This is a genomic window from Roseibium sp., from assembly GCF_965216085.1.
In the GTDB taxonomy this organism is placed as follows: domain Bacteria; phylum Pseudomonadota; class Alphaproteobacteria; order Rhizobiales; family Stappiaceae; genus Roseibium.
Genome location: NZ_OZ244138.1, coordinates 5,453,095 through 5,466,862 on the forward strand (window position 1 = coordinate 5,453,095; position 13,768 = coordinate 5,466,862).

11 protein-coding genes are annotated in these 13,768 nt (G+C 55.0%); 2 read left to right on the plus strand and 9 right to left on the minus strand.

Features of this window, described 5'->3' with window-relative positions; translation table 11 throughout:
* Positions 1-42: 42 nt before the first annotated feature.
* Entirely contained in the window at positions 43-1,554 is a 1,512-nt protein-coding gene (locus tag ACOOFE_RS25485) for a BCCT family transporter (protein ID WP_420412619.1), read from the plus strand.
* A 106-nt stretch (positions 1,555-1,660) separates the two neighbouring features.
* On the opposite strand, the gene ACOOFE_RS25490 is transcribed toward ACOOFE_RS25485, so the two are convergent.
* Together ACOOFE_RS25490 and ACOOFE_RS25495 are read right to left on the minus strand one after the other, a co-directional pair.
* Entirely contained in the window at positions 1,661-3,919 is a 2,259-nt protein-coding gene (locus ACOOFE_RS25490) for a putative bifunctional diguanylate cyclase/phosphodiesterase (protein WP_420412620.1), read from the minus strand.
* 142 nt (positions 3,920-4,061) lie between these two features.
* Entirely contained in the window at positions 4,062-5,051 is a 990-nt protein-coding gene (locus tag ACOOFE_RS25495; RefSeq protein ID WP_420412621.1) for an ABC transporter substrate-binding protein, read from the minus strand.
* Between the two features lie 436 nt (positions 5,052-5,487).
* Between ACOOFE_RS25495 and ACOOFE_RS25500 the strand changes: the two genes are divergently transcribed.
* Positions 5,488-6,189: a nitroreductase family protein gene (locus tag ACOOFE_RS25500; protein WP_420412622.1), complete on the plus strand. Its 702-nt coding sequence runs from the start codon at positions 5,488-5,490 to the stop codon at positions 6,187-6,189.
* A gap of 32 nt (positions 6,190-6,221) precedes the next feature.
* On the opposite strand, the gene ACOOFE_RS25505 is transcribed toward ACOOFE_RS25500, so the two are convergent.
* Genes ACOOFE_RS25505 through ACOOFE_RS25535 form a run of 7 tightly spaced genes read right to left on the minus strand, consistent with a single transcriptional unit; the run spans position 6,222 to position 13,752 of the window.
* Complete coding sequence (locus ACOOFE_RS25505) at positions 6,222-8,057, minus strand: V-type ATP synthase subunit A (RefSeq protein ID WP_420412623.1); 1,836 nt, start codon at positions 8,055-8,057, stop codon at positions 6,222-6,224.
* Positions 8,054-8,800: a hypothetical protein gene (locus tag ACOOFE_RS25510; RefSeq protein WP_420412624.1), complete on the minus strand. Its 747-nt coding sequence runs from the start codon at positions 8,798-8,800 to the stop codon at positions 8,054-8,056. Before ACOOFE_RS25510 ends, ACOOFE_RS25505 begins: the two co-directional genes overlap by 4 nt.
* A gap of 2 nt (positions 8,801-8,802) precedes the next feature.
* A complete protein-coding gene (locus ACOOFE_RS25515; protein WP_420412625.1) occupies positions 8,803-9,504 on the minus strand; it encodes a hypothetical protein in 702 nt (233 codons plus the stop codon).
* Between the two features lie 9 nt (positions 9,505-9,513).
* Positions 9,514-9,963 carry an ATP synthase subunit C gene (locus ACOOFE_RS25520; protein ID WP_141184022.1) on the minus strand — a complete coding sequence of 150 codons (450 nt, stop codon included), beginning with the start codon at positions 9,961-9,963 and terminating at the stop codon, positions 9,514-9,516.
* Positions 9,960-11,753 (minus strand): V-type ATP synthase subunit I, encoded by a 1,794-nt coding sequence (locus tag ACOOFE_RS25525; RefSeq protein ID WP_420412626.1) that lies wholly within the window; start codon positions 11,751-11,753, stop codon positions 9,960-9,962. The genes ACOOFE_RS25520 and ACOOFE_RS25525 overlap by 4 nt, the downstream gene beginning before the upstream one ends.
* Positions 11,750-12,373, minus strand: coding sequence for a V-type ATP synthase subunit D (locus ACOOFE_RS25530; protein WP_420412627.1), 624 nt, complete (start codon positions 12,371-12,373; stop codon positions 11,750-11,752). The genes ACOOFE_RS25525 and ACOOFE_RS25530 overlap by 4 nt, the downstream gene beginning before the upstream one ends.
* Entirely contained in the window at positions 12,373-13,752 is a 1,380-nt protein-coding gene (locus ACOOFE_RS25535) for a V-type ATP synthase subunit B (RefSeq protein ID WP_420412628.1), read from the minus strand. The genes ACOOFE_RS25530 and ACOOFE_RS25535 overlap by 1 nt, the downstream gene beginning before the upstream one ends.
* Between the last annotated feature and the right edge of the window lie 16 nt (positions 13,753-13,768).

Below are 13,768 nucleotides of genomic sequence, written 5' to 3' on the forward strand. Positions count from 1 at the left end.
CCGATGCGCTAGCGTTCAAACGCTCATGCATTGGAGACACTCTTGGACTCGAACCGCCTACTTCTAGCCTCCTCTATCGGCCTGTGCGCCATCATAGGTTTGTGGGGTGTCATCGACCCGGAAGGTCTTCAAGTCATCGCAAAGAGCGTTGTGGATCAGTATTTCGTCAGCCGCGGCTGGTTCGTCATGCTGTCAGTTACGCTCATGCTGCTGTTCTGCCTCGGCATCACGTTCACACACTATGGGGACATCCGGCTAGGAGCAGATGATGATAGGCCGGAGTATTCCACCCCGACGTGGATCGCGATGCTGTTTGCGGCCGGTATGGGTGTTGGACTGCTGTTTTGGGCTGTCGCCGAACCACTCACCCATTTTGCCTTCCTGAAGGAGAAAACTTCGGTTCCCGAAGCCGCTGACTTTGCGCTGCTGGCGACAAACGTCAACTGGGGTATCCATGCCTGGGCGATTTATGGAACAACTGCTCTGGCAATTGCCTATTTCAGTTTCCGGCGTGGCACCCCTATGCTGGTCAGCGCCCCTATCAAGAACCTGTTTCCTGGTGAAACCTGGGCGTCGGTTATCGGCTGGTTTTCCGACTTTATGGCGATCGCCGCAATTGCGATTGGCGTCGGAGGGTCGGTGGCCATGGGCGTCTTTCAAGTCGCAGATGGCGTGTCGGTCTTAGCTGGTACGCAGACGGCCGCACCTTGGCTCGTCGGCGTCGTATTTGTTGTCATGGTGGCGTCCTATATCCCACCGCTTATGGTGGATTTAAGCACCGGCATGGCGAAGCTCTCCAACATCGCCATGAGCCTGGCGATCGGCCTTGTTGCTTATACGATCATACTGGGACCAACCGAGTTCTTGATGAATTCCGTAATCGGCGGCATCGGCATGTATATTGCCGACGTCATCCCCGCGGGCTTCCGAACCTTCACATTTTACGGTGATGAAATCGGCCGCTGGTTTCAGGACTGGACGCTCACCTATATGGTCTGGTGGATCGCTTGGGGTCCTTTTGTTGGGGTCTTTGTCGCCCGCATTTCCAGAGGGCGGACAATCCGCGAGTTTGTCCTTGGTGTTCTGATTGGGCCCACCCTGTTTTCAACCATCTGGTTCGGTGCCTTTGGAGGGGTCGGCATTTTTGAAACCCTGAATGGAAAAGGTCACCTGCTGGCCATGACGCAAACGAACGTTGAGCGCATGACATTTGCGCTTTTGGATCAGCTCCCGCTTTCAACATTCACAACACTTGGCACCATTCTCGCCGCGTTTTTGTTCATCGTCACCAGTGTCGTCAGCGCGGCCTTTGTCCTCGGGATGTTCTCAACTGGCGGTGATCAGAACCCCAGCGCAAAAATCAAGGTTATTTGGGGTGGTCTTTTGGGTATCCTCGGCGCAGCGATGATCCTGTCCGGGTCGATGTCCGCAGTCCGAACCCTGATCGCGCTTGGCGCTTTGCCGTTTGTCTTTATTACGGCACTTTTGCTCGTATGCCTGATAAGGGCACTCTTATTGGATGATCGCAAGGAGGCACGCCATGCTGATCGGTGATCTGACAGACACCCTGATGAATCTCGGCACTTTTGCCTTTATCGGTTTTCTCGCCTGGATCGCTCTTCGAAAAGCACCGGACAACAGGGACTGACCCCATTCAGAGTCAGCCGGCCCGTTTCAAGTCGATCATGGACAACGGTGCTGGCCGGTCGAACAGGTAACCCTGAAGGTACTCACATCCGGCAGATACCAGAAAATCACGCTGCTCGCCGGTCTCTACCCCTTCGCCGATGGTTTGCATACCCATCACCTTGGCGATGCTTAAAAGCGTGTGTACCAGCATGTCGTCTTCGCTGCTGATACCGATCCGCGCAACGAAACTCCGGTCGATCTTCATCGTGTTGAAGCGGTACTTGTGCAGATAACTAAGGCTGGAATAACCGGTGCCGAAGTCATCAATTGCCAGACCGACATTTAGCTCCTGCAGATCTGAAAAAATCTTCTGCGTACGCCGGTCCTCCTCCAGCATCAGATCTTCCGTGATCTCCAGAAGCAAACGGTCTGCTGGCAAGCCGTATTGCATCAATAAGTCCGCAACCTGTTCCGCAAATCCTTCTTTCTGCAGCTGACTGGAGCTGACATTCACTGAAACACCAGCGTTTTCCCAGGAGCTGGCGTCCAGGATCGCGCGCTCCAACACCCAAGACCCGATTTCGGGCATCAAGCCAGCTTCCTGAGCAACTGGCAGAAATTCCGCCGGCGAAACCAGGCCGCGCTCCGGATGCCGCCAGCGCAAAAGGGCTTCGGCATGGGTCGCCCTGCCGGTTTGAGACGCCACGATCGACTGATAGAACAATTCGAACTGGTTTTCCTCAAGCGCGGCAACCAACTCGCAACGCATCTGCCGGCGCTCGCGGCGCGCCTGGTCCATTTTGTCGTCGAAAAACCGGTAGGACCGTTTTCCTTCAGATTTACATCTTTGAAGGGCAACATCCGCCGATCGGATTACATCAAGGATTTCTCGTCCGTGGTCCGGAAAACGGGCAACACCTGCGCTGCAGGAGGCATCTATCAAGCGCCCCTCGAATTCGACTGGCTCGATCAATGTCTCAAACAACTGGCGTAAGTGTTCCGGAAAATGCTGGTTGGAAACCCGGCCTTCGACCAGGATGACAAATTCATCTCCGCCAACCCGGCCGACAAGAGCGTCCGGGCCGAGGGCTTTGCGAATCCGCAGCGCCTGCGACATGATCAACCAATCGCCGGCCATATGGCCATGGATATCATTAACTTCCTTCAGATTATCGAGATCGAGATAGATGAGGCTGGCGCCGTTTTTACGGGCCGAGTCAGACGTAATGTGCTGGCCTGCTTGCTTGTAGAAATGCGCCCGCGACGAAAAACCGGTCATGGAATCGTGGCATGCGGCCTTACGCGCTTCTTGTTCCTGCACCGCTAAATCCTGCTTGGCCTTTGTAATTCGGCGCAGTGCCGCCAGAACCAAAACCAAAATCGCACCAAGCGACAAAAACAGGACCGGGATTGATGAAACAATGATCGCGGTGGCCTGACTAATCGGGTGCCAAGCGAGATGTCCCAATGTAGTTCCGGCGGAATTCTTCAGGGGAATCCCGATCATATTATCCGGAACGTCTCGAACCAGCTCTAGCCGTTCTACCGGCAAAATAGACAAGAGTCCTTCCAAATGCTGTTTATTGAGCTCAAAAACCGAAATCAGAATATGAGGCGCCTGGCTCACCATCGGAATTCCACCGGGATCTGGAACAATGGCGAAGGCTGCAACCAAGCTGAGAGCCTCATTGACCGATAGGATGTCCATTGCTGTCAGATCCGCGAACTGCCCGGTAAAGGAAACTTGACCGGCCTCATCCGTAACCAGTCCGTTGAGGTAAGCCTTGCGAATTGTTTGGATGGAACCTTCAAAGCTCCCCTTCAAAACAGTTTCAGCCACCGGCTTACCTGATGTCCCGGCGTGATCGCTTGCAAAAATCAGTTTTTCATTTTGATCAATGACCGCCGAGTAGTCGGGCGAAAAATCACCAACCATGTCGACGCCGAAACGGTTTTCGATCCAGAGATTATCAGGGGTAGAAACAGTGTTAATGTAGGCGGCGTTCGACGCGGCATAGCGCTCCATTTCGTCGATCAAGGATTGGCGGTGGCTGTCAAAAATCCGCTCGACAGCCGTCACTTCCCGCTGCGCCGTCTCCCTTTCCGCAATCCACACTTTTGCAAAGACAGCGCCAAAAACAATTAGAACAATAGAAAACAACACAGGAACAATAACGGCAGGCGCAGCAAACATAGTATTTATGCCAATGCGTCTTTTTCCAGTGTATTTCTGGTTTTTGCCGAAATCTACTCCATCAGAAACATCGGATTTATTGTGAATATTACTCATGACTAATCCATATGCCGCAGCTTTCGCAGCAATTTATAGAAACAAATCTCTAATTTTCTCTCAATACGTGTAGCGACACACAAAAAACCGGAGTGGATGTCCACTCCGGTTTAAGCAGTTTGGTTGGAACTTGGTCCGGTAGTTAGAGTTTGTCAGTAACAGCTGTTGAGGTTGCACCTTCCGGCAACTTGGAAATCACCGGTGTTGATCCCCCCTTCAGCAAGGACTGTACTGTCCGGTCATAGGCTTTCATGTCCAACTTGCCGTCAGAGCCGTCAACCAGCTTGACGATCTCACCGACCATCCGGATCTGGTGTTTTTCAGTCTGTGCACCAGTCGCATCGTTTTCCAACACGATATCCGCGGCCTCTTCCGGGTTCTCTGCAGCATATGCCCAACCCTTCATGGACGCGCGGACAAACCGTGCCAGCTTGTCAACCATGGCGTCGTCCTTCAGGCTGTCTTCCAGCACATAAAGGCCGTCTTCCAGTGTTGCTACGCCCTGGTCTTCGTATTTGAAGACAACAAGTTCATCTTCCGGAATGCCTGCATCAATGACCTGCCAGTACTCGTTGTAGGTCATCGTAGAAATGCAATCTGCCTGTTTCTGCAGAAGCGGATCCACGTTGAAGCCCTGTTTGAGAACGGTGACCCCGTTGTCACCACCATCCGTCGGAATGCCGAGTTGGCTCATCCACGACAGGAACGGATATTCATTGCCGAAGAACCAGACGCCGAGAGTCTTGCCTTTCAGATCCGGCGGGATTGCAATGCCGGTTTCCTTGCGGCACGTCAGCATCATGCCGGACTTCTTGAACGGCTGAGCGATGTTGACGAGCGGAACACCTTTTTCGCGCGATGCTAGCGCGGACGGCATCCAGTCAATGATTACATCAGCACCACCACCGGCAATCACTTGCGGCGGAGCGATGTCCGGCCCCCCCGGTTTGATGGTGACGTCGAGGTTTTCTTCGTCATAAAAACCCTTGTCTTTGGCCACATAGTAGCCCGCAAACTGTCCTTGCGTGACCCACTTCAGCTGAAGCGTCAGTTCGTCGGCCGCCTGTGCCGCACTTGCGCACAGACCGGCGCCAAGGACGGTGGCCAGTGCCAGACTTTTGAGTGCCTTCATTGCCATTCCCCTATTGGTTACGGGCAAACCGTGATCGGTCTCGCCCTTCTCTGGAATTCAAACCTTGCCGGGAACATAGGAATGAGCATCTCCCTCACACTCTTGCACATTCCCCGCAATATGATCTGGACGGGCTGCATGGGCTTATTGCCTTCTTCGCGACCAGTCTGACCATTTGGTCAAGAAAATCTAGAAAGCTGCTGGCTCTCTGGTCAAGGCTAATTTTTAATCAAGGGGTATTTTCACCCTCCAAAGTGAAGAAACGGCCCAATTTGGGTCAGCTCCCGCCTCGCAGTTCAATCATGGATTGCCATTAGGGCCATAAATCCTGCACTATTTGCCATACGAGTTTCACTGCTCCAAAATCGGCTGCAGCTATCTGACAGCTGATCCTCCTATCCTGACGGACTTTCATATTCACGAGCAAGCAATTTCCATGATCGACAAATCGTCACTTGCCTATCAAGCGCTCCCAATGCCGGACCGACGCGACTATTCGGACGAGGACATGCATTCCCGCGCAGAGGCTTTTTACGAAGACGTCCGCACCCGCCACACCATCCGCCAGTTTTCTGACCGGCCCGTCGATCGCACTGTCATAGAAACCTGCGTCCGGGCAGCTGGGACTGCCCCGAGCGGCGCCAATCAACAGCCATGGCATTTTGTGGCAATCCGCAATCCTGGTCTAAAGCGAAAAATCAGGGAAGCAGCCGAAGAAGAAGAGCGCAAGTTTTATGACGGCGGCGCAGGTGATGCCTGGATCAAGGCTTTGGAGCCCATAGGGACCAATGCCGACAAACCGCACCTGGAAATCGCCCCGTGGTTGATTGTAATCTTTGCCCAGCGCTGGGGCAGTTACGACGACGGTAGCCGCTATAAACACTACTATGTGCCCGAGAGTGTCGGGATTGCGACCGGTGTCCTGATCACGGCTTTGCACCATGCCGGGCTCAGCACACTTACCCACACGCCCAACCCGATGAAGTTTTTAAATGACATTCTCGACCGGCCAGAAGCTGAAAAACCGGTCATGATCCTAGCGGTCGGCCATCCTGCGGAAGACGCCACGGTTCCGGCGGCAGCGAAAATCAAAAAACCGCTCGGGGAGGTTTTGAGCGTGTTTGATGTAGAGGATTAGACTGGACAAACGTCCAGCCCAATTCGCCACTATCAGGCCTTCAAGCTCTGTGGAGCGGCTTGCACGCCGGCCTCGATCTTCTTGATCAGTTGCTGGCGCTCCTGGCTGCCATCTGCCGCGTAATTGAGATTTTTAAAGAGCGATGTCTGCTCGGTGAAGAATTGCCGAGCCGCATCTTTGTCTGCAAAATCAAAATCCGTACGAGCAATCCGGTAGACCAGGTCAAATGTCTCCTGCTGGCGGGCAAGCGGCGCAGAAACGTCAACGTCGTCAAACGCATCTTGCTGCAGATAGACCATATCCAAGAACAAGGCCTTTTGCTGCAAGACGAAATCTTCGGTCGAGACACCTTCTTCACCCGTTACCTGCATCATTCGGGTGATTTCGTCGCCTCTCGACAACAGCTCAATCATCTCCTCAACACGCGGCACCCAATCCGGACCGATGTTTTTATCGTACCAATCACCAAGCTGGGTGTGATAGCGGGACCAGGACAGAAGCGGGTCAACGGCAGGATAAAAGCGTTTGTAGGCGCGTTCAGATGAGAGGCCGAGGAAGGTCTTGACCGTACCGAGAGTCGACTGGGTGACCGGTTCTTCGAAATTGCCGCCGGCGGGAGACACGGTTCCGATCATTGTCAGACTGCCGGTGTCCCCGGTCACGGTCTTAAGCACACCGGCGCGCTCATAGATCCCCTTGATCGCGGAATCGAGATAAGCAGGGAACGCTTCTTCACCCGGGATTTCCTCCAGACGGCCGGAGGTTTCGCGCATCGCCTGTGCCCAGCGCGAGGTACTGTCGGCAATCAAGAGCACGTCGTAGCCCATCTGCCGGTAGTATTCGCCAAGGGTGATCCCGGTGTAGATCGACGCTTCGCGGGCCGCGACCGGCATGGAGGAGGTGTTGCAGATGATCACCGTCCGGTCCATCAGCGTCCCGTCGCCGGACGGGTCCGGCTGATCCGGGAATTCGGTGATTGTTTCCACCACTTCCCCGGCGCGTTCCCCACACGCGACCACGATCACGATATTGACGGCAGAGAAGCGGGAAATTAGCGATTGAAGCACGGTTTTTCCGGCGCCGAAGGGTCCTGGAATACAGCCCATACCGCCGCGGGCAATCGGGAAGAAGGTATCAATGAGGCGCAAGGTGGTGATCAGTGGCTCGCTCGGATAAAGCCGCTCGCTCCGGCCGGCCTTTACCAGGCCTTCCGGGATCGCCCGGCGTACTGGCCAATGCTGCACCATGGTGAGATCCCGGGTCTGTCCCCGGTCGTCCTTCAAGGTGACAACCACCTCATCAATGGTGAAGGTGCCCTCTCGGATCCGCTCCACCGACCAGTCACCTTTAAGGCCAAACGGCACCATGATTTTGTGCTCAAAACGGCCTTCCGGCACCAGACCCAACGTGTCACCGGCTGTGACTGCGTCGCCGGATTTCACTTTCGGTTCAAACGCCCATTTCCGGGTCTGATCGAGCGCGTTGGTCAAAACCCCACGCGGAAGGAAAAACCCATGTTCTGCTGCGATATCGGCGAGCGGGTTCTGAAGTCCATCAAATACGGTGCTCAATAGACCAGGCCCCAAAGCAACGGACAACATGTCCCCACTTTGGATGACCTTGTCGCCAATCCGGACTCCGGCAGTGTTTTCAAATACCTGCGCTTCTGCAGATTTGCCGCGCACGCGTAGAACTTCAGCCTTCAGATATTCCCGCGGTTTGCCTTCCCGCTCTGGTCCATGCGGGATGATGTAGACCACCTCATTCTTGATGAGCGGCGCATCCCCAATCGGTGCCAGTGTCACAAGGTCGTCCTGAACGGCGATAATTTCCGCGGTTGGCTCGGGAAGCTGTACATGGCTGGTCATGAAGGAACTCCCTCAAGGGATGAAGAGATCTCTGTGAAGATACCGTCTGCAACGGCATCTGATGTTTCGCCGGTGTCTGGAGATAGCGCAGCAGCTACAAGCTTCTCGAGCCGGCCACGGGCGTCGCTTGCATTGTATTCAGACCAGCGTTGCACGATCACCCAGCGCAGGACGTAGATACAGACCGCTTCAAAATCGAACTCATGCACGGTCTCATAATGGGCGAGTTGGCGGAAAACCTCAGTCAGAACCAGGCGTTCCATGGCGATGTGATCTTCGGCCTGCATCAACCGGTGCGCTTCCCCAATCCAGGGCATGAAATGCCCTAGGCCAAAGGCAGGATCGGTCCAGTTGGACCTGATAGCACCATTCCAGCGGCCGTATCCCCATGCCTCGATATTGCCAGCAGTTTCCTGACCCTCCCGGCGGCGGCGCAGGGCGGCAATTAGGGTGCGCGTTTCCATGCGGCTTTGAACGAGATGCTGAAGATCCGGATACTCCTTCAGCTCGCCCACCACCTCTTTTGCGCGCTTGATGACGTCCGTATCTTCGTCGTATTTGGCAACACCAGCCCAGGCTGTCACCTCGACGACATCTTTGATCAGTTCACCGTGATCAGGCGTCAGCATGGCAAGGCGCTGGCGCAACCGGTATTGGGAAATCGGCACGTCTTTGCGCGAAAAGAGCTTGCCCAGATGCGGCAAGCTGGCCACCAGGGCAATATACTGGTGAGGATTGGACATGCTTAGCGCAACACCCCTTCCATAATGGCTCTCAGGCGCGGTTGCAGATGCCGTTTCAAAAGGGTTGCCACCGCTTCTTCCGTCAAATCGATCGAGACATCGCGGCCCGTCAGTTTAATTTTAATGCCATCAAATCCGGGTGCGGATGAAAATGTCACGCCGTCCCGCAGAACGTCTCCGGCCAGCGCAATGACAAAATGCGTCAAGGTTCCAGGTTTCACCGCTTCAGGAGACTGTTTGAGTTCCTCAAAGGTCACCACTTTTTCCGGAAGCACAATTTCCATCGGCTCGGTGTCTTCAACAGACGCGCTTTCTTTGGCGTTCGCCGCCATGGCCAGGATGAGCTTTTGCAAAAAAGCTTCATCGGCAAGCGTCGTTGCGACCAGCCGTTTGGCTTCCTGCTGGATCCGTTCGCCAAGTTCATTGCGCATGTTCAAAACGAGATCGCGCGCAGCCACTTTCAAACCGTCTTCGGTCGCTGCTTTTTCCTGCGCGGCCTCAGCACGGGCAGTTGTCAACAGCGCATTGGCTTTTTTCTCTGCGTCGACAATCAGCGCTTCGGCTTTTGCTTTAGCCTTTTCCAAAATGGTGTCCGCTTCGTACTGGCCGGCAGCAACGCCTTCGGTTTTTAACCTGTCGATGAGCGCCTGGACGCCGGCGCCAGCAGCGGTTTCCAGATCCCCGGCTGATTTTGTGTCTGACATCTCCGCCTCCTAACTCGGCATCGATCCGGCGAGCACCAGGGCAAAAACCAGCGCAAACACGGAAAAGCCTTCCAGAACAGCTGCTGGGGCCAAGGAAATACCGAAGATTTCCGGCTTGGCCTTGGACGCGTGGATCGCCGACGCCAGCACTTCTCCTTGACGAATGCCGGTGAACAGCATGGTGAAGCCCGACAAGACACCAATGCCGAACATGGCGGCGCCATTGGCCGCATCAACAGTTGCCGCCTGAAGCGAGAACATGATCACGATGCCGTAGATCACCTGGGATGACGGCATCAAGGAGACACCGATGAACCGGCCATAACCGCCATCGCTGTCGAGCATCGCTCCGATCGCCGCGCTGCCGCCAAGGGCGCAGCCCCAGGCACTGCCGATCGCGCCCAGAGCCACCGGCGCATAAAGCCCAAACCAACCGAGCGCCACAACGAATTCGTTCACAGGCGTGTCTCCTCTTTTTTGAATGGACGGAAGGGCGTGCCCTCGTCTTTCAAACCCCAATTGAAAAATTCAATGACATTCAGGCGCAGGCCATGGACACAGCCTGCGATTAAACCAAGTCCGATGTTGATGGCGTGGCCGATCACCAGCACAAAAATGGCAATTAACAGGCCAATGCCCGGAACCGAGTCATTCAGTTGGCTGGACAGATTGTTGATGGTTTCAGCCAAAGAAGCGGCAGCCAGCCCGAGCGCAAAAAGGCGCATGTAGCTGAGGACATCGGAGAAGATATTGACGACACGGAAGAGGGACGCCAGTCCGTCAAACACGCGCAATCCACCGGTAGACAGCGAGTCCACTTTCCGGTCGCTGCCGAAGAATCCGACGGTCAAAAGTCCTAAAATGACGGCTCCTGGGCCAAGAGTGGCAAAAACTGTTCCTTGACCAAGGAATGTCGCTAGCCCGCCCAGCGCCACAAGGCACCAGCCGAGCGGCTGCATACGTCCCGCCATACCCGCTTCATTGAAACTGCGCATCACATTGGCCAGCACGATGTGAACCACGCCAATGGTCAGCGTGAGTTTCATCATCGTATCGACGTCTTTGAGGTTCATGAATTTCAGCTTGGCGAGAAAGCTTCCTTCCGGAGGAACCAGCCCGAAATAACTGCCTGTTGCCACACCAAAAGCTGTGACGGATGCCATCAGCCACATGGACATGCGCAGCAAACGCCGGCTTTGGGCAGATCCTTCAAACCGTTTTCGGTAAAGGTACAAGACAGCGAGCAACAACAGACCGTAACCGGCATCGGTCATGATCATTCCGAAGAAGATCACAAAGGAGATATAGACGATGACCGACGGATCCCAATCCCGGTACCCGGGCGTCTGGTAGAACTCGACCAGATCCTCACCGGCTGCAAGACCGGGTCTATTTTCCAAAAGGGTTGGCGGTTTATCGTCTTCGGAAACTTCGTCAAAAACAGCAGCCACACCCAATTCAACAGCCAGATTTTCGATCTCAGGGACCTGATCCTCACGGGCCCAGGCCTGAAGGACAAACACACGGCCAATATCACCAGTTTCCAGACCGGCGCGCCGGCGGGCAGCCTGATCGCGGGCAGATGCCAAATTGCGTGCCAAAAGGTACCGCCACTTGGTCAAAACCTGACGGCGCAGCTGCAGGCCTTCCAGCTCGATTGCTGCTTCCTCGAGCTTGCGCTTGAGGGTGGACAACGAAACAGCGCCGACGTGTATGCGCGGCACAGGCATCGCGCTGGCATCCGGCTCTTCTTGCGCCAACAGCACCACATAAGCGCGATAAGCGTCTCGGTGCACGATCTGCAGGGTTTTATCGTTAAGGTCTATGTCACGCAGTTTTCCCGTCGGAACCACATAGAACCAGAGCCGGTTGCCTTTCAGCTCCTCAAGGTCGCTGAAACTGAATTCCCCCCACGGCTCGACGTCATGAATTCTCTTTTTGAGTTTCGCGAGCCGGTCTTCGCACGCTTTGACCGATTGCCGGTTTTGAACCGATTGCGTCACAATCTCATTGAGATCGAAGCCTTCCGGATCCGTGACTTGTAATCGCTGCACGGGAGCATCCACCAGCCAGCGCAAAGCTTCAACCGCTTCCCGGCCTGTTCCGGGCGGAACTGCCTCCAGTTCCTTTTGCGCATCGCTCAAGGGGATGAGATGAAGCGCACCGAAAGCTTGTGTGGCTTCCAGAACTTCATCCTTGTCTTCCAGAACACCAACAAGGCTGACTTTGGTGAGGGGGACAATACTCATAGGTCGGCCATCCCCTCCACCGCGCTGCGGGCTGCGGTTTTGCGTTTGGAGATTTTAGCCCGGACCACAGCATCGCGTTCCGCATCGGCGAGTGCCATCCGGATTTTTTTGATGTTTTGTTCTGCCTGTGGGATCAGCACCTTTTCAAACAGATTAACCCGGCGCGATATCACCGCCTCAGCTTCAATCAGCTTGGCGATCCGCTCTCGCGCGACGTCGCGTTCCAAATTGAGCCGCAACAACTCTTTGAGGCCGTTAACGGCTGGATCGACCCAATGTGGCCGTGCCAGACGCGAATAGGGTTTCACCTCGACATCAATGGATTCGAGCGTTGGAAGTCGGGTTCCAGAGAGATTCTGTTCGCCGCGTTCCACAGACTTCAGGGTCACCAAGCCTTCGACAGGAACCTGTGTATTGGCGAGCATCGGCAGGGACTTGGCAATTTCTTCGAAGCGGCGATCATACGCCTCGTCCAGCCGCGCTGCCGCTTCTTTTGCCTTGGCCCGCTCGGCCATGATCTGCAGACGCTTCAACTCAAGGGACGGTAAAAATCGTTTGTATTCAGAAAGATGTGCGCTCTCCCTGGCCAGGGACGATTTGTTGAGCGCCAGCTTTGCCATCAGGCCGCCTCCCCATCCGCATCATTTTTTGACGTGGCCGGAACAGCTTTTTCTCCAGGAAAATATTTGTCGATCAAGGCCTGTTTCATCAAAAGCTGTTCGGGCTGGAAGCATTCAGCCAGCGTCTGCCAGCACAAATCCAGGGCTTCTTCGAGTGGCTTGGACACCTCGATATCCATAAACCGTTCTCGGAAGAGCGCACCGAACTTCAGAAGCTGATGGTCGTAGTCGGAGAGTTCAAAGGCCATCGACTGCTTTTGTTCGGCGTCCCGGGCGCCGGAATAAAACCGGATCATGGTGTTCATGATCTGGTTGTGATCTTCACGCGTCACCTTGCCGATGACATGTTGTTTCAGGCGAGACAGAGAACCAAACGGGTCAAGTACACCGCTGTGCAGATAAAACTGACCCTCGGTGATGTAACCGGTGTTATCAGGTACTGGATGGGTGACATCGTTACCGGGCATTGTGGTGACGGTGAGGATGGTCACCGAGCCGGATCCCTTGAAATCGCAGGCTTTTTCATACCGGCGCGCCAGCTGGGAATAGAGATCTCCTGGATACCCGCGGTTTGCGGGAACCCGTTCCATGGCGATGGAAACTTCCTTCATGGCGTCCGCAAAGGCGGTCATGTCAGTCAATAGGACCAAGACCCGCTTACCTTCTTCAACCGCAAACTTTTCAGCCACGGCCAGCGCCATGTCGGGAACTTGCAAACGTTCGACAACCGGATCGGACGCCTGGTTGATGAACATCACTGTGCGCGGAAAGACGCCGGCATCCTCAAACTGTTTGCGGAAGAACGCATAGTCATCAAAGATCAGGCCCAAGCCACCAAAGACCACGATGTCTGCATCTGCCTGAATGCCAATACGGGCCAGGAACGCGTTGTAGGGTTCCCCCGAGACCGAAAAGATCGGGATCTTCTGGCTTTCCACCAAACAGTTGAAGATGTCGATCATCGGAACATCGGTGCGGATCATGCGTGACGCGAGCACCCGCTTCATCGGATTGGCCGATGGCCCGCCAATTGGCACCGTCGGGTCGGTCGACAGGTCCGGTCCCTGATCAATTGGATGACCAGCACCGTCGAAGACCCGGCCGAGAATATTGTCGGAGTAGGTAACCTTCGCTGCTTCCCCTAAAAACCGGACGGAAGCGTTGTTGGCCAATCCCTTCGTTCCGGAATTCACCTGCAACGACACCATGTCTTGGTCGATATTGATGACCTGGGCGAGGGACGCCGTGCCATCACCGGCTTCCACAATAGCCAAGTCACCAAGGCAGGGGCGGCCTTCGGCCTCACTTTTTGTGGAGGACACCCTGATGCGGATGATATCTCCAACGATGTCAACGATCCGGGTATGTGAGACAAGCATGCGTACCCTCGCGTTT